Origin of the sequence: Ruegeria sp. HKCCA6707 (assembly GCF_013033515.1) — a bacterium.
Taxonomy (GTDB): domain Bacteria; phylum Pseudomonadota; class Alphaproteobacteria; order Rhodobacterales; family Rhodobacteraceae; genus Ruegeria.
The window spans coordinates 192,350-207,019 of the sequence record NZ_WQEG01000005.1; the positions used below are offsets into that span (position 1 = coordinate 192,350).

The following is a 14,670-nucleotide window of genomic DNA, read 5'->3' on the forward strand; positions in this document are numbered from 1 at the left end:
GCTGGCTTACCCCGCTTGCAAAGCTAATATCGCCTCTGCTTTTGCCAGAATTTCACGTGCAGTTACAACGTGCAGGTTTTCGACGATCTTTCCATCCACGACCGCGACCCCCTGCCCCTGGGCTTCGGTTTCTTCAAACGCCACGATTTGGCGGCGTGCCAGATCGATTTCGACCTCGGACGGAGCGAAGGCTGCGTTGGTCACATCAATCTGCGCCGGGTGTATCAGTGTTTTGCCGTCAAACCCCATATCGCGCCCCTGTGCGCATTCTGCGGCCAACCCTTCAGTGTCTTTGAACGCGTTATAGACCCCATCAACAATGATTAGTCCTTGGGCCTTGGCCGCCAGCAGGCACAGGCCCAGCGAGGTCATCAAGGGCAGGCGATCCGGGCGGAACCGGGTCTGAAGCTCTTTGGCCAGATCATTTGTGCCCATGACGAAGCCCGCCATCAGCGGGTGCGCTGCGATTTCGGCCGCGTTCAACATGCCACGCGGCGTTTCCATCATCGCCCAGATCGGCAAATCCCCGGTGATCGCGGCCAATGCGTCAACATCTGACGCCGCATTCACCTTGGGCAACAACACCACATCGGCATCCATATCGCGCACCGCTTGGGCATCCGCCTGCCCCCAAGGCGTGTCCAGCCCGTTGATTCGCACGATTTTGACACGTGCGCCATATCCCCCGACCGACAGCGCTTGCTTCAGTGTGTCGCGCGCGTTCTCCTTTTCGTCGGCTGCCACAGCATCCTCAAGGTCAAAGATGATCGCATCCACCGGCAACGATCGCGCCTTGTCCAACGCGCGCTCTTTCGAGCCAGGGATATAAAGAACCGACCGATAGGGGCGCTGACGAGGATCCATGGCGTTCTCCTTGAAATATTGTTGCGCGGAATGAGCCATTTTTTTCAATTTAGTTCAAGCCCAAAATCGCCGCGGCGCAGCAATTGCTGTTTCCAAGAGCGCAACGCGCGTTGGTTTAACCCGATTTAGACGTCCTCTCTTCAGGTTAACGACACGGGTTATTTGGGGATTCAAATGAACAAGATGACGAAAGCGACTATGGAGATGGGGTTGTTGGTAATGGCCGCCCAGCAATTGAATGCGCAACCTCGCCAATGTGCACCGCGTGCTGATGTGGTGCAGCAACTGGAAGAAAACTACGGAGAGACGCGCCGGGGTCTCGGCCTTGCCCGGCAAGGCGCGGTGATGGAGGTCTTTGCCTCCAGCACGAGCGGTAGTTGGACCATTACGGTGACTCTTCCCGATGGCCGGACGTGCCTGATTGCGTCTGGTGAAAGCTATGAACCTCTGACCGAAGCGCTTCCACCCAACACCTAGGTCAATGCGTCCCAAATCAGCTTGCTGCCTGTGATGGTCAGCAAGACATAGGTGATCCCAAAGAACAGGCGTTCGGACATCATTACGTGCGCCCGAACGCCCAGCCAGGCCCCAAAAATCGCGAAAGGGGTCAGCAACAGGTCGGCCAAGGCCGTGTGCCAGGTGAACAGGCCCAAATAGGCATAGGGTATGAACTTCGCGATGTTGATAACCCAGAAGACAAGAACGGTTGAGGCCTGAAACTCGGTCTTCGACAGGCGCTGCGACAGCAGGTACACAGCAGCGGGTGGACCACCAGCGTGACTGACAAAGCTGGTGAAGCCCGCCACAAGCCCGGCAACCACCCCGGCAATAGGTGGTAAACGATTGGCAAATCCTCGGATCCAGCCTTTGCTCTGCGCGATGTGCCAGATCACAAATCCGACCGAAATCGCTCCTATCAGCAAACGCAACAGATCATCATCCGTGGCGCGATACAGCCATGCGCCCAATGCGACACCCGGTACTGCGCCCAGGATCAGAAGCCACGAATCTCGCCAGCTCCAGCGCTTCCAATAGGGTCCCAAAGTGGCCACATCAATCACCATGAGGATCGGCAGCATCAACGCCAACGCCTGCCCCGGTGTCAGGATCAGCGCCAGAATCGATGAGGACGCAAAGGCCACGCCCGAGCCGAACCCACCCTTCGAGATGCCCGCAAAGATCACCGCCGGGATCGCTACGGCAAAAAACATCAGGTTCATCTCGAACATTTTATTTCCCGGAAATAGACATGAGTCACAGGCGGTTTAGCGCAACCGGCCAGGGGCGCGCAAACAGTATGCGGTGGCATGCCGCGCCGCAGAACACTTGCACGACGCCGCATTTACGACTAGCAAAACCGCGATTTCAAAACCCATCGGAGATATTCCAAATGGCCAGACCCAAGATCGCGCTGATCGGCGCAGGTCAGATCGGCGGTACGCTCGCCCACCTCGCAGCAATGAAAGAACTGGGTGATGTTGTCCTGTTCGACATCGCCGAAGGCACCCCGGAAGGCAAGGCGCTGGATATCGCCGAATCCGGCCCGTCGGAAGGTTTCGACGCCAAGCTCAAAGGCACCCAGTCTTACGAGGATATCGCAGGCGCCGACGTCTGCATCGTCACTGCAGGTGTTCCGCGCAAACCCGGTATGAGCCGTGACGATTTGCTGGGCATCAACCTCAAGGTCATGAAGTCGGTGGGCGAAGGCATCGCCGCCAACGCGCCCGATGCATTTGTCATCTGCATCACCAACCCGCTGGACGCGATGGTTTGGGCCCTGCGCGAATTCTCGGGCCTGCCCCACAACAAGGTCTGCGGCATGGCTGGCGTTCTTGACTCGGGCCGTTTCGCTCATTTCCTGTCGGAAGAGTTCAACGTGTCCATGCGCGACGTCACCGCCTTTGTTCTGGGTGGTCACGGTGACACCATGGTTCCCTCGGTACGCTATTCTACCGTGGCCGGTATCCCTCTGCCCGATCTGGTCGAGATGGGTTGGACCACGCAAGAGAAACTGGACGCCATCGTTCAGCGCACCCGCGACGGCGGGGCCGAGATCGTCGGCCTGCTGAAAACCGGTTCGGCTTTCTATGCGCCGGCAACATCGGCGATCGAAATGGCCGAGGCCTATCTGAAAGACCAAAAACGCGTCCTGCCCTGCGCCGCCTATTGCGACGGCGAGTTGGGTGTCAAAGGCATGTATGTGGGCGTCCCCACAGTGATCGGCGCTGGTGGTGTCGAGCGTGTGGTCAACATCAAGCTCAACGAAGAAGAGCAAGCTGGTTTCGACAACTCGGTCAATGCGGTCAAAGGCCTGATCGAGGCCTGCAAAGGCATCGACAGCTCGCTGGCATAAGGTCAGTTTGACACTCAGAACACCGGCCCTCAACATGGGTCGGTGCTCCATCAAAGACCTTCGGTCTCAAAATTATGGGCTAGTCACCTGTTGGCGCAAACCCCGCAAACACCTTTTTCGAAACTGTTTTCCTGGTTCCGCGTGGTGAATCGAATCAAGCCAACCTACGCAGCTAAATTTGTGATCACACCCCAAAATGCTGTGATCACAAATAGTGAAAATCTTCGTGAAAAAGCTCTTCAACGTCAAAAAAGCCTTTAACCTTGCCCGCTAGACACCCCTATAACAGGGGAATTACAGTCAGACGGGACAAATTCGATGAACATTCACGAATATCAGGCCAAAGCGCTTCTTCGCAGCTATGGCGCTCCGGTCTCCGACGGTCGCGCCGTTCTGCGCGCCGAGGAAGCCAAAACCGCAGCCGGTGAGTTGGATGGACCCTTGTGGGTTGTCAAAGCACAGATCCATGCGGGCGGACGCGGGAAAGGCTCATTCAAAGAGGCTGACGCAGGTGAAAAGGGCGGTGTCCGTCTGACCAAATCGGTGGAAGAAGCCGCCGAAGAAGCCAAAAAGATGCTGGGCCGGACGCTGGTCACGCATCAGACCGGCCCGGCGGGCAAGCAGGTCAACCGCATCTATATCGAAGCCGGTTCTGGCATCGAGCGCGAGCTTTATCTCGCCCTGCTGGTCGATCGTCAGACCAGCCGCATCTCGTTCGTCTGCTCGACCGAAGGCGGCATGGACATCGAAGAAGTGGCCGCAGAAACGCCCGAGAAAATCCTGTCCTTCTCGGTTGATCCAGCCACGGGGTATCAACCCTATCACGGCCGCCGCATCGCCTTTTCGCTGGGTCTGCAGGGCGCGCAGATCAAGCAATGCGTCAAACTGATGAGCCAGCTTTATACAGCCTTTGTCGAAAAAGACATGGAGATGCTGGAGATCAACCCGCTGATCGTCTCGGACAGCGGTGACCTCAAGGTGCTGGATGCCAAGGTCGGCTTCGACGGCAACGCGGTCTACCGCCACCCTGACATCGCCGAACTGCGCGACGAGACCGAAGAAGACCCCAAAGAGTTGGAAGCCTCGAAATACGACCTGAACTATATCGCTCTGGATGGTGAGATCGGGTGCATGGTCAACGGCGCCGGTCTGGCGATGGCGACGATGGACATCATCAAGCTTTACGGGGCCGAGCCTGCCAACTTCCTCGACGTCGGTGGTGGTGCGACCAAAGAGAAAGTAACCGAAGCGTTCAAGATCATCACCTCGGACGAAAACGTCAAAGGCATCCTGGTCAACATCTTCGGCGGCATCATGCGCTGTGACGTCATCGCCGAGGGCGTTGTCGCCGCCGTGAAAGAGGTCGGCCTGAAAGTGCCTCTGGTCGTGCGTCTGGAAGGCACGAATGTCGAGAAAGGCAAAGAGATCATCAACACCTCAGGCCTGGACGTGATCGCAGCGGACAACCTGAAAGACGGTGCTGAGAAGATCGTGAAGGCGGTTAAGGGTTGATGGTAAGGCCAGTCTTGGTTCTGAGCTTTTTGGCAATGGCAAGCTGCGCCGAAGAAGCCGGCAAAGGCAATGCGGTTAGCACGGAAGCTAATTTTTCGCGCGATCCAATTGTGTTCGACTGCCCTGACGGCCCGGACGTGGATGCGATGAGCAAACAATCGACCGCCACAGGCCGCCCGGTATCTTGCGACGACGGTGAGTTCACTTGGACCATCGATGCTCAACAAGAAGCCACCTAGCCTAATGTACTGAACCCGCCGTATGGCGAGTGAAACGACAATTTGTAAGGAGACGCCCCAAATGGCAGTCCTCATCGACGAAAATACCAAAGTGATCTGTCAGGGCTTTACCGGCTCGCAGGGCACATTCCACTCGGAACAGGCCATCGCCTATGGCACCAAGATGGTCGGCGGTGTGACCCCCGGCAAAGGCGGGATGACCCATCTTGACCTGCCCGTGTTCAACTCGGTTCACGAGGCCAAGCATGTGACCGAGGCCAATGCTTCGGTGATCTACGTGCCGCCACCCTTTGCCGCAGACTCGATCCTTGAAGCGATTGATGCCGAGATGGGGGTGATCGTAGCGATCACCGAAGGCATCCCGGTTCTGGATATGATGAAGGTGAAACGCGCGCTGGAAGGCAGCAATTCGCGCCTGATCGGGCCGAACTGCCCCGGTGTCATCACCCCGGATGCCTGCAAGATCGGCATCATGCCCGGCCACATCCACAAACGCGGCTCGGTCGGTGTTGTGTCGCGTTCGGGCACGCTGACCTATGAGGCCGTCAAACAGACCACCGATGTGGGTCTGGGCCAGTCCACCTGTGTCGGCATTGGCGGCGACCCGATCAAAGGCACCGAGCATATCGACGTGCTGGAATGGTTCCTGGCCGATGACGAAACCCACTCGATCATCATGATCGGTGAGATCGGTGGTTCCGCCGAGGAAGAAGCCGCGCAGTTCCTGGCCGATGAGGCCAAGAAGGGCCGCAAAAAGCCGGTCGCTGGTTTCATCGCTGGCCGCACCGCCCCTCCGGGCCGCCGCATGGGCCACGCGGGCGCGATTGTCGCTGGTGGCAAAGGCGGAGCCGAGGACAAGATCGAAGCCATGCGCTCGGCCGGTATCGTCGTGGCGGAAAGCCCCGCGACGCTGGGTGAGGCTGTGTTGGAAGCGATTGGGTAAGTCGTGATCCGAGGCCGTCAATCCTTATTTGGCTTAGTGGCTGCCCTCTTGGCAGTCACATCCGCACCTGCTGGTGCGGAAAACTATGATCTGGCCTCAGAAACCATCAGTGCATGTCAGTCAGAAACCGATCTGGCCATACTGACAGATGCGCTTATTCAAGTTGGGTGGACGCCCAAGGTGCCTGCAAATCTTGATGACAGGGCAATCCGGTCTTATGCAGCCACCTATCTGCCAAATCACTTCGGCACTGGCGACTATTCAGACACGCGCATCGCAAGCACCTGGGAGTTAGCTCTTAAAAATGCGACAGGTGCGCGCAACTTGAAGATAGTTGATGGTTCTCAGAAAAAGGACAGATGGTTTGTTCGTGACCAAACCGGAAGCGTTTTGCGAGTCGATAGCTACAAGAATGGAGAGTTCGAACAAACCAGCTGTGTTCTGGCATTCAAAGAAGAAGACTCTCCAATTACTTTTGAAAAGTTGCTAGAGGACTCCGACCGCAACCCCAAATCCCTTCCGCCAGTTCTTCATCTTCGGTCACAGTCTTCCGAAGATGAAGAACTAAAAAGAAGCATGAACGGCGCGATCTTGAACATACATCGAATGCAATCCGCCTCGGACCCAGAATTTGATGTTTCGTCAGTTTTTACAACTGTTACAACAAAGCGACCGGAGAAGTCAGAATGACCTTCTCAGACGCCATCCGCACCTGTTTCTCCAAGTTCTTCACCTTCTCGGGTCGTGCCGCGCGGCCCGAATACTGGTTCTTTTTCCTGTTCATCGTGATCTGGAACATCATCGCCGGGATCATCGACTGGCAGTTTTTCACGCAGGTTTCGACCTCGCAAACCGACAGCAGCACAAGCGTTACGGCCACGTCCAGCCAACCGGTGCAATCCATCGTTGGCCTGATCGTCTTTTTCCCGCATCTGGCCGTCGCGTGGCGGCGGATGCATGATACAGGGCGCAGCGGGCTTTTTGCCCTTCTGCCGATCCTGTTGATCCTCGGGGCCTTTGCAGTCTTGATTTTCGGCATCGGCCTTGCCTCAAGTTTCCAGCACGGCGGCAGCCTGGACATCCTGTTCACCCGCGCCACGTTGCTGATCGTCATTCCGACACTGATCGTCCTGTTTGTGTCGCCCCTTCTGGTTCTGTGGTGGCTGACCCGCCCCAGTCAGCCAGGCCCCAATAAATACGGTCCCAACCCATATGAGGTACTCCCATGACCGAACATACGCCCAACACTGCCTTTCATGCCTCTAGCTTCATGCAAGGCCACAATGCCGAATATCTGGAGCAGCTTTACGCCCAGTACACCAAGAACCCGGGCGCGGTAGATGCGGCCTGGGCCGAATTCTTCAAGGCGATGGGCGATGCCACACCGGATGTGCAGCGCGAGGCTGAAGGCCCGTCCTGGGCGCGGACCGACTGGCCGCCAATGCCCGCCGATGACCTGACGGGCGCGCTGACCGGGGAATGGGCCGAGATCGACGCCAAGGCAGCGGGCAAAAAGATCAAGGACAAAGCCGCGGACAAGGGTGTTGAGGTCAGCGACGATCAGATCAAACGCGCGGTTCTGGACAGTCTGCGCGCGCTGATGCTGATCCGGGCCTATCGGATCCGGGGCCATCTGGCCGCCGATTTGGACCCGTTGGGGATGCGTGCGGCCAGCACTCACCCCGAGCTGGATCCGAAAACCTATGGGTTCACCGAAGCGGATATGGATCGTCCGATCTTTATCGACAACGTTTTGGGCCTTCAGGTCGCCTCGATGCGGCAGATCGTCGAGATCGTAAAGCGGACCTATTGCGGCACTTTCGCGCTTCAATACATGCATATCTCGAACCCCGAAGAGGCCGCCTGGCTGAAAGAGCGGATCGAGGGCTATGGCAAGGAAATCGCCTTCACCAAGGAAGGCCGCAAGGCAATCCTGAACAAGATGGTCGAGGCTGAGGGATTCGAGAAGTTCCTGCATGTCAAATACATGGGCACCAAGCGGTTCGGTCTCGATGGCGGTGAAGCGCTGATCCCGGCGATGGAGCAGATCATCAAGCGTGGCGGTGCGCTGGGGCTGAGCGACATCGTAATCGGGATGCCGCACCGGGGGCGTCTGAATATACTGGCTAACGTGATGGGCAAGCCATACCGCGCGATTTTCAACGAGTTTCAGGGTGGCAGCTTCAAACCCGAAGACGTCGATGGCTCGGGCGATGTGAAGTATCACCTGGGCGCGTCCAGCGACCGCGAGTTTGATGGCAACAGTGTCCACCTGTCGCTGACCGCCAACCCCTCGCACCTTGAGGCGGTGAACCCGGTGGTGCTGGGTAAGGTCCGTGCCAAGCAGGATCAGTTGAACGACACCGACCGCACACGGGCGATGGGCATCCTGCTGCACGGCGATGCGGCCTTTGCGGGTCAGGGCGTGGTCGCCGAAGGCTTTGGCCTGTCGGGACTGCGCGGGCACAAGACTGGCGGCACGATGCATATCGTGGTGAACAACCAGATCGGCTTTACCACTGCACCGCACTTCTCACGCTCCAGCCCGTACCCGACGGATATCGCGCTGATGGTCGAGGCGCCGATCTTCCACGTCAATGGTGATGACCCCGAGGCTGTGGTTCATGCGGCCAAAGTCGCAACTGAGTTCCGTCAGAAGTTCCACAAGGACGTGGTGATCGACATCTTCTGCTATCGCCGCTTTGGTCACAACGAGGGCGACGAGCCCATGTTCACCAACCCAGTCATGTACAAGCGGATCAAGACGCATAAGACCACGCTGTCCTTGTATACCGAACGTCTGGTCAAGGACGGCCTGATCCCCGAAGGTGAGATCGAGGATATGAAAGCCGCGTTCCAGGCGCATCTGAATGATGAGTTTGAGGCAGGCAAAGACTATAAGCCGAACAAGGCCGATTGGCTCGATGGCCGCTGGTCACATCTGGACAAGAACAAGGACGAATACGTCCGCGGTGAAACCGCAATCTCGCCCGAGACGCTGGCCGAAGTCGGCAACGCTCTGACCCGCGCGCCTGACGGCTTTGCGCTGCACAAGACCGTTGGCCGCCTGCTTGAGCACAAAAAGAAGATGTTCGAAACCGGTACGGGTTTTGACTGGGCCACCGGCGAAGCGCTGGCCTTTGGCTCGCTACTGACCGAAGGCTATCCGGTCCGTCTGTCGGGGCAAGACGCCACGCGCGGGACGTTCAGCCAGCGTCATTCAGGTTTTGTGCATCAGGAAACCGAAGAGCGGTATTATCCGCTGAACAATATCCGCGCCGGGCAATCGCACTACGAAGTGATCGACTCGATGCTCAGCGAATATGCCGTTCTGGGCTTTGAGTATGGTTACTCACTGGCCGAACCCAACGCCCTGACCCTGTGGGAAGCGCAGTTTGGTGACTTTGCCAACGGCGCGCAGATCATGTTCGATCAGTTCATCAGCTCGGGCGAAAGCAAATGGCTGCGGATGTCCGGTCTGGTCACGCTGCTGCCACACGGGTTCGAAGGCCAGGGCCCCGAACACTCATCTGCGCGGCTGGAGCGGTTCCTGCAGATGTGCGGTCAGGACAACTGGATCGTGGCGAACTGTACGACGCCTGCGAACTATTTCCACATCCTGCGCCGTCAGTTGCACCGCACCTTCCGTAAGCCGCTGATCATGGTCACGCCGAAATCGCTGCTGCGCCATAAGCTCGCGGTCAGCACAGCTGATCAGTTCACCACCGGGTCCAGCTTCCACCGGGTGTTGTGGGATGACGCTCAGCACGGCAACTCTGACACCAAACTGGTGGCCGACGACAAGATCAAACGGGTCGTTCTGTGCTCGGGCAAGGTTTACTACGACCTGCTCGAGGAACGCGACGCGCGCGGTATTGATGACGTCTATCTGCTGCGGATCGAGCAATATTATCCCTTCCCGGCCCATTCCCTGATCAACGAGCTTGAGCGGTTCAAAGGGGCCGAAATGGTCTGGTGTCAGGAAGAGCCCAAGAACCAGGGCGCCTGGACCTTTATCGAGCCCAATATCGAATGGGTCCTGACCCGTATCGGGGCCAAGCACACTCGCCCGGTCTATGCCGGACGCGCAACCTCGGCCTCGCCCGCGACGGGTCTGGCCAGCCAACACAAAGCCCAACAAGAAGCGCTGGTGAACGAAGCGCTGAGCATTGAAGGAAAGTAATGATGTCCATTGAAGTTCGTGTTCCCACGTTGGGCGAGTCGGTCACCGAGGCGACGGTTGCAACCTGGTTCAAGAAGCCCGGCGATGCGGTCGCCGTGGATGAAATGCTGTGCGAGCTGGAAACCGACAAGGTAACGGTCGAGGTCCCCTCACCCGCCGCTGGCGTGATGGGCGAAATCGTCGCTGCCGAAGGCGAAACCGTTGGTGTGGATGCACTGCTGGCGACAATTGCCGCCGGTGAAGGTGCAGCACCCGCGCCCGCCGCCCCAGCTGCTGAAGCCCCCGCAGCGGCTCCTGCTGCTTCAGGCGGTTCGGTCGATGTGATGGTGCCCACTCTGGGTGAATCTGTGACCGAAGCGACCGTTTCGACGTGGTTCAAACAGGTCGGCGACAGTGTCGCGCAGGATGAGATGCTTTGCGAGCTGGAAACCGACAAGGTCTCGGTCGAGGTTCCGGCCCCCGCCGCGGGCGTTCTGGCCGAAATCACGGCCCCCGAGGGCACGACCGTGGACGCCAGCGCCAAGCTGGCGGTGATCTCTGGCTCGGCAACCGGGGCAACCCCTGCACCTGCGGCAGCCGCCGCAGCACCGGCTGCGGCAAGCACCGGCAAAGACGTAGCCAACGCTCCGTCCGCTGAAAAAGCCATGGCCGAGGCCGGGCTGTCAGCCGATCAGGTCACCGGCACCGGGCGCGATGGCCGCATCATGAAAGAAGATGTGGCCAAAGCCGTCGCCGCAGCAGCTGCCCCAGCACCTGCAGCAACCCCTGCCCCTGCGGCCCAGGCGCCACGTGCGCCAGTTGTCGCCGAAGATGCCTCGCGCGAGGAACGGGTCCGCATGACCCGTCTGCGCCAGACCATCGCCAAGCGCCTGAAAGACGCGCAGAACACTGCCGCGATCCTGACCACCTACAATGAGGTGGACATGACCGAGGTAATGGCGCTGCGCAACCAGTACAAAGACCAGTTCGAAAAGAAACACGGTGTGCGTCTGGGCTTTATGTCCTTCTTTACCAAGGCCTGCTGTCACGCGCTGAAAGAAGTGCCCGAAGTGAATGCCGAGATCGATGGCAACGACATCGTCTACAAGAACTTCGTGCATATGGGCGTGGCCGCCGGTACGCCACAAGGGCTGGTGGTTCCGGTGATCCGTGATGCAGATAGCATGTCCTTTGCTGCAATCGAAAAGGCCATCGCCGAAAAAGGCAAACGCGCGCGCGACGGCAAGCTGTCGATGGCCGAGATGCAGGGCGGTACCTTCACCATCTCGAACGGGGGTGTCTATGGCTCGCTGATGTCCTCGCCGATCCTGAACCCGCCGCAATCGGGTATTCTGGGGATGCACAAGATCCAGGACCGTCCGATGGTTATCAACGGAGAGATCAAGATCCGCCCAATGATGTATCTGGCTCTGTCCTACGACCACCGGATCGTCGACGGCAAAGGCGCGGTCACCTTCCTTGTGCGCGTCAAAGAAGCGCTCGAAGATCCACGCCGCCTGCTGATGGACCTGTGACCATGGCGACCCATGTTCTGTGGCAGGCCGATGTGGCAGATTTCGATGTCTGGCTGAAAGTGTTCCGCGAAGACAAAAAGATGAGAGAGGCTGCGGGGATCCGCGACCTCCATATCTGGCAGGACCCTGCGCAAAAAGACCACGCGGTTGCGCTGTTCGAAATCACTAATCTGAACCGGGCCGAGAATTTCCTGCAATCCGAAGAACTGGCGATGCATCACGAACGCGGCGGTGTGGCCCATATTCAAATCAAGGTGTTGGAGCCTGTCTAGGCAAGCGGGCCGCCCCTCACCTTTTCTAAAATACTCCGGGGGACGCCCGGATCGGGCCGGGGGCAAAGCCCCCTTCCCCGAAAACCCATAAAGGACCTGAGATATGGCAAATTATGACGTCATCGTAATCGGAGCCGGCCCGGGCGGCTATGTCTGTGCCATCCGCTGTGCCCAACTGGGCCTGAAAACCGCCGTTGTCGAAGGGCGTGAGACGCTGGGTGGCACCTGCCTGAACGTCGGCTGTATCCCGTCCAAGGCGCTGCTGCATGCCAGTCATCAATTGCATGAGGCCGAGCATAACTTTGCAAAAATGGGCCTGAAAGGCAAAAGCCCCTCGGTCGATTGGAAGCAGATGCAGGCCTATAAGGATGAGGTCATCGAAGGCAACACCAAGGGCATCGAGTTTCTGTTCAAGAAGAACAAGATCGACTGGCTGAAAGGCTGGGGCTCGATCCCTGCTGCGGGTCAGGTCAAAGTGGGGGACGAGGTTCACGAGACCAAGAACATCATCATTGCCTCGGGCTCTGAACCTGCATCGCTGCCCGGGGTCGAGGTGGACGAAAAGGTTGTTGTTACATCGACTGGCGCGCTGTCGCTGGGCAAGATCCCGAAAAAGATGGTGGTGATTGGCGCCGGTGTCATCGGGCTGGAACTAGGCTCTGTCTATAGCCGCTTGGGCGCCGAGGTCACGGTGATCGAATACCTCAAAGAGATCACACCGGGCATGGACCCGGAGGTGCAAAAGACCTTCCAACGGATCCTCAAGAAACAGGGGCTGACTTTCGTTATGGGTGCTGCGGTGCAAAAGACCGAAGCAACAAAAACCAAGGCCAAGGTCACCTATAAGCTGCTGAAAGATGACAGCGAGCATGTGATCGATGCCGATACCGTGCTGGTCGCTACCGGGCGCAAGCCTTACTCCGATGGTCTGGGACTGGACGCTCTGGGCGTCGAGATGACGCCGCGCGGTCAGATCAAAGTGGGCAGCGATTGGCAAACCAACGTGCCCGGCATCTACGCCATTGGCGATGTGACCGAAGGCCCGATGCTGGCGCACAAAGCCGAAGACGAAGGCATGGCCGCCGCTGAGCAGGTCGCGGGCAAACATGGCCACGTGAACTATGGCGTCATCCCCGGGGTGATCTACACCTGGCCCGAGGTTGCCAATGTGGGCGAAACCGAAGCCACGCTGAAAGAGCAAGGCCGCGCCTATAAGGTCGGCAAGTTCATGTTCATGGGCAATGGGCGCGCCAAGGCGAATTTCGCATCAGACGGGTTTGTCAAAATCCTGGCCGACAAGGAAACGGATCGCATCCTTGGTGCGCATATCATCGGTCCGGCCGCCGGAGACCTGATCCACGAGGTGTGTGTGGCAATGGAATTTGGCGCATCCGCCGAAGATCTGGCGCTGACCTGCCACGCGCATCCCACCTACTCCGAGGCCGTGCGCGAGGCCGCCTTGGCCTGTGGCGACGGCCCGATCCACAGCTAAGACCAAAGCCCCGGCGGCGATCACGCCGCTGGGGTCAACCACGCCTTCAGGTAGATGTCTAACCTGTCCTGAAAGCGCTCTGACCCGTGCAGGGCACAGAAGGTCAGTGCCATGGCCTGAATTGCAAAGGCCTGCACCCCTTCGGCCAGCAATTCCGACGTCACGTCGCGACGTGCAGGGACCGTGTTCAGCCAGGTTTCCACGACACGGACATAGCGTTCGAAACAACGGGCGATAGGCCCAATTTCGGTGATAGCCGCGGCTCCTGAATACCGGATCAACAGGTCGAACACATACCGCTCGGATGTCATGAAGTCATGCACCGGAGCCAGGGCTTGAATAAGTTCGGCAACTGAACCAGGCACGGGATCTTGTTCAACCTGATCAAAGATCGCGGCCAGCTTTTCGCCGATCAGGTGTGCCATCAAAGCGTCTTTGTCCTTGAAATGCGCAAAGAACGTACCTTTGGCGACTCCCGCAGATTTTACCACATCTTCAACACGTAAAGCCTCGTACCCGCCTTGGCTTACAAGTTCAGTCGCCGCGTCCAGTAGCCGGGCACGGGTCTTGAGCGTTCTTTTTTGAACAGTCTTTTGCATTGCCCCAGATTGCATGTTTTTTGACCGTGGTCAAATTTAATATTGACCGCGGTCATTTTTTGATTCTAATAAATGACCACGGTCATTTTTGGAGAATCACCATGCCGCGTAAAAAGATCCTGATCCTTGACGGTCATCCCGCAGAAAGCAGCTTGTCCCGGACATTCGCGCAAACCTACGCAGACGCCGCACGTCAAAACGGCCACGACGTTCGCATGATTCACTTGTGCGACTTGCAGTTCGACCAAGATTTCGGCCAGGGCAGTTACGACGACTTCAAACCCCTAGAGCCTGCACTTGAGAAGGTCTTGCAGGACTTTGAATGGAGCGATCATCTGGTTCTGACCACGCCCATGTGGTGGGGCGGCCTTCCGGCGAAACTCAAGGGGCTGATCGACCGCATGTTCATTCCGGGGCGCACTTTTGACACGCGCAATACAACCAAGCTTGGTTTCCCGGCACCTATCCTGACGGGTCGTACCGCGCGGGTTATCCTGACATCCGACACGCCGGGTTGGTTCATGCGACTGGTGTATCGCCAAGCCCTGATCCGTCAGGTCCGAGATCAGGTGCTGGGGTTTGTCGGCTTCAAACCCACACGGTTCACCTATTTTGCGGGGGCCAGCTATCCCAAGCCCGGACATGTCGACCGATGGATCAGCAAGGTCGCAAAGATCGGTGCGGCGGCTGTCTGACAGC

15 protein-coding genes are annotated in these 14,670 nt (G+C 58.2%); 12 read left to right on the plus strand and 3 right to left on the minus strand.

Annotated elements, in window-relative coordinates:
* Positions 1–6: 6 nt before the first annotated feature.
* The gene (locus GOW40_RS13790; RefSeq protein WP_171130893.1) at positions 7–864 is read right to left on the minus strand and encodes a CoA ester lyase; all 858 of its coding nucleotides are present in this window, start codon (positions 862–864) and stop codon (positions 7–9) included.
* A gap of 183 nt (positions 865–1,047) precedes the next feature.
* On the opposite strand from GOW40_RS13790, the gene GOW40_RS13795 reads away from it, so the two are divergent.
* Entirely contained in the window at positions 1,048–1,341 is a 294-nt protein-coding gene (locus tag GOW40_RS13795; RefSeq protein ID WP_171131226.1) for a hypothetical protein, read from the plus strand.
* On the opposite strand, the gene GOW40_RS13800 is transcribed toward GOW40_RS13795, so the two are convergent.
* Entirely contained in the window at positions 1,338–2,093 is a 756-nt protein-coding gene (locus GOW40_RS13800) for a sulfite exporter TauE/SafE family protein (RefSeq protein WP_171100953.1), read from the minus strand. The two genes, GOW40_RS13795 and GOW40_RS13800, sit on opposite strands and share 4 nt — an antisense overlap.
* A 161-nt stretch (positions 2,094–2,254) precedes the next feature.
* On the opposite strand from GOW40_RS13800, the gene mdh reads away from it, so the two are divergent.
* From mdh to lpdA, 10 genes are all read left to right on the plus strand, one after another.
* A complete protein-coding gene (gene mdh, locus GOW40_RS13805) occupies positions 2,255–3,217 on the plus strand; it encodes a malate dehydrogenase (RefSeq protein ID WP_171100951.1) in 963 nt (320 codons plus the stop codon).
* A gap of 318 nt (positions 3,218–3,535) precedes the next feature.
* On the plus strand, positions 3,536–4,729 hold the full coding sequence (gene sucC / locus GOW40_RS13810; RefSeq protein WP_171130895.1) for an ADP-forming succinate--CoA ligase subunit beta: 1,194 nt from the start codon (positions 3,536–3,538) through the stop codon (positions 4,727–4,729).
* Between the two features lie 14 nt (positions 4,730–4,743).
* Positions 4,744–4,968, plus strand: a complete 225-nt coding sequence (locus tag GOW40_RS13815; RefSeq protein ID WP_171231056.1) for a hypothetical protein — start codon at positions 4,744–4,746, stop codon at positions 4,966–4,968.
* Positions 4,969–5,029: 61 nt separating this feature from the next.
* Complete coding sequence (gene sucD, locus GOW40_RS13820) at positions 5,030–5,911, plus strand: succinate--CoA ligase subunit alpha (protein WP_171130898.1); 882 nt, start codon at positions 5,030–5,032, stop codon at positions 5,909–5,911.
* Between the two features lie 3 nt (positions 5,912–5,914).
* Positions 5,915–6,601, plus strand: coding sequence for a hypothetical protein (locus tag GOW40_RS13825; RefSeq protein ID WP_171231057.1), 687 nt, complete (start codon positions 5,915–5,917; stop codon positions 6,599–6,601).
* The gene (locus tag GOW40_RS13830; RefSeq protein WP_171130902.1) at positions 6,598–7,140 is read left to right on the plus strand and encodes a DUF805 domain-containing protein; all 543 of its coding nucleotides are present in this window, start codon (positions 6,598–6,600) and stop codon (positions 7,138–7,140) included. Before GOW40_RS13825 ends, GOW40_RS13830 begins: the two co-directional genes overlap by 4 nt.
* Positions 7,137–10,094, plus strand: coding sequence for a 2-oxoglutarate dehydrogenase E1 component (locus GOW40_RS13835; protein ID WP_171130904.1), 2,958 nt, complete (start codon positions 7,137–7,139; stop codon positions 10,092–10,094). Before GOW40_RS13830 ends, GOW40_RS13835 begins: the two co-directional genes overlap by 4 nt.
* Before the next feature lie 2 nt (positions 10,095–10,096).
* Entirely contained in the window at positions 10,097–11,608 is a 1,512-nt protein-coding gene (gene odhB / locus GOW40_RS13840) for a 2-oxoglutarate dehydrogenase complex dihydrolipoyllysine-residue succinyltransferase (RefSeq protein ID WP_171231058.1), read from the plus strand.
* A gap of 2 nt (positions 11,609–11,610) precedes the next feature.
* Positions 11,611–11,880: a hypothetical protein gene (locus tag GOW40_RS13845; protein WP_171100940.1), complete on the plus strand. Its 270-nt coding sequence runs from the start codon at positions 11,611–11,613 to the stop codon at positions 11,878–11,880.
* A gap of 103 nt (positions 11,881–11,983) precedes the next feature.
* Positions 11,984–13,372, plus strand: a complete 1,389-nt coding sequence (lpdA, locus tag GOW40_RS13850; RefSeq protein ID WP_171130908.1) for a dihydrolipoyl dehydrogenase — start codon at positions 11,984–11,986, stop codon at positions 13,370–13,372.
* Between the two features lie 20 nt (positions 13,373–13,392).
* On the opposite strand, the gene GOW40_RS13855 is transcribed toward lpdA, so the two are convergent.
* A complete protein-coding gene (locus tag GOW40_RS13855; protein WP_171130910.1) occupies positions 13,393–13,971 on the minus strand; it encodes a TetR/AcrR family transcriptional regulator in 579 nt (192 codons plus the stop codon).
* 101 nt (positions 13,972–14,072) lie between these two features.
* Between GOW40_RS13855 and GOW40_RS13860 the strand changes: the two genes are divergently transcribed.
* The gene (locus tag GOW40_RS13860) at positions 14,073–14,666 is read left to right on the plus strand and encodes an NAD(P)H-dependent oxidoreductase (protein ID WP_171100933.1); all 594 of its coding nucleotides are present in this window, start codon (positions 14,073–14,075) and stop codon (positions 14,664–14,666) included.
* The last annotated feature ends 4 nt before the right edge of the window (positions 14,667–14,670 follow it).

Bases quoted from the DNA above. Each gene is read 5' to 3' on its own strand.
- GOW40_RS13790 (WP_171130893.1), bottom strand. From the start codon at position 864: ATGGATCCTCGTCAGCGCCCCTATCGGTCGGTTCTTTATATCCCTGGC.
- GOW40_RS13795 (WP_171131226.1), top strand. From the start codon at position 1,048: ATGACGAAAGCGACTATGGAGATGGGGTTGTTGGTAATGGCCGCCCAG.
- GOW40_RS13800 (WP_171100953.1), bottom strand. From the start codon at position 2,093: ATGTTCGAGATGAACCTGATGTTTTTTGCCGTAGCGATCCCGGCGGTG.
- mdh (WP_171100951.1), top strand. From the start codon at position 2,255: ATGGCCAGACCCAAGATCGCGCTGATCGGCGCAGGTCAGATCGGCGGT.
- sucC (WP_171130895.1), top strand. From the start codon at position 3,536: ATGAACATTCACGAATATCAGGCCAAAGCGCTTCTTCGCAGCTATGGC.
- sucD (WP_171130898.1), top strand. From the start codon at position 5,030: ATGGCAGTCCTCATCGACGAAAATACCAAAGTGATCTGTCAGGGCTTT.
- GOW40_RS13830 (WP_171130902.1), top strand. From the start codon at position 6,598: ATGACCTTCTCAGACGCCATCCGCACCTGTTTCTCCAAGTTCTTCACC.
- GOW40_RS13835 (WP_171130904.1), top strand. From the start codon at position 7,137: ATGACCGAACATACGCCCAACACTGCCTTTCATGCCTCTAGCTTCATG.
- odhB (WP_171231058.1), top strand. From the start codon at position 10,097: ATGTCCATTGAAGTTCGTGTTCCCACGTTGGGCGAGTCGGTCACCGAG.
- GOW40_RS13845 (WP_171100940.1), top strand. From the start codon at position 11,611: ATGGCGACCCATGTTCTGTGGCAGGCCGATGTGGCAGATTTCGATGTC.
- lpdA (WP_171130908.1), top strand. From the start codon at position 11,984: ATGGCAAATTATGACGTCATCGTAATCGGAGCCGGCCCGGGCGGCTAT.
- GOW40_RS13855 (WP_171130910.1), bottom strand. From the start codon at position 13,971: ATGCAAAAGACTGTTCAAAAAAGAACGCTCAAGACCCGTGCCCGGCTA.
- GOW40_RS13860 (WP_171100933.1), top strand. From the start codon at position 14,073: ATGCCGCGTAAAAAGATCCTGATCCTTGACGGTCATCCCGCAGAAAGC.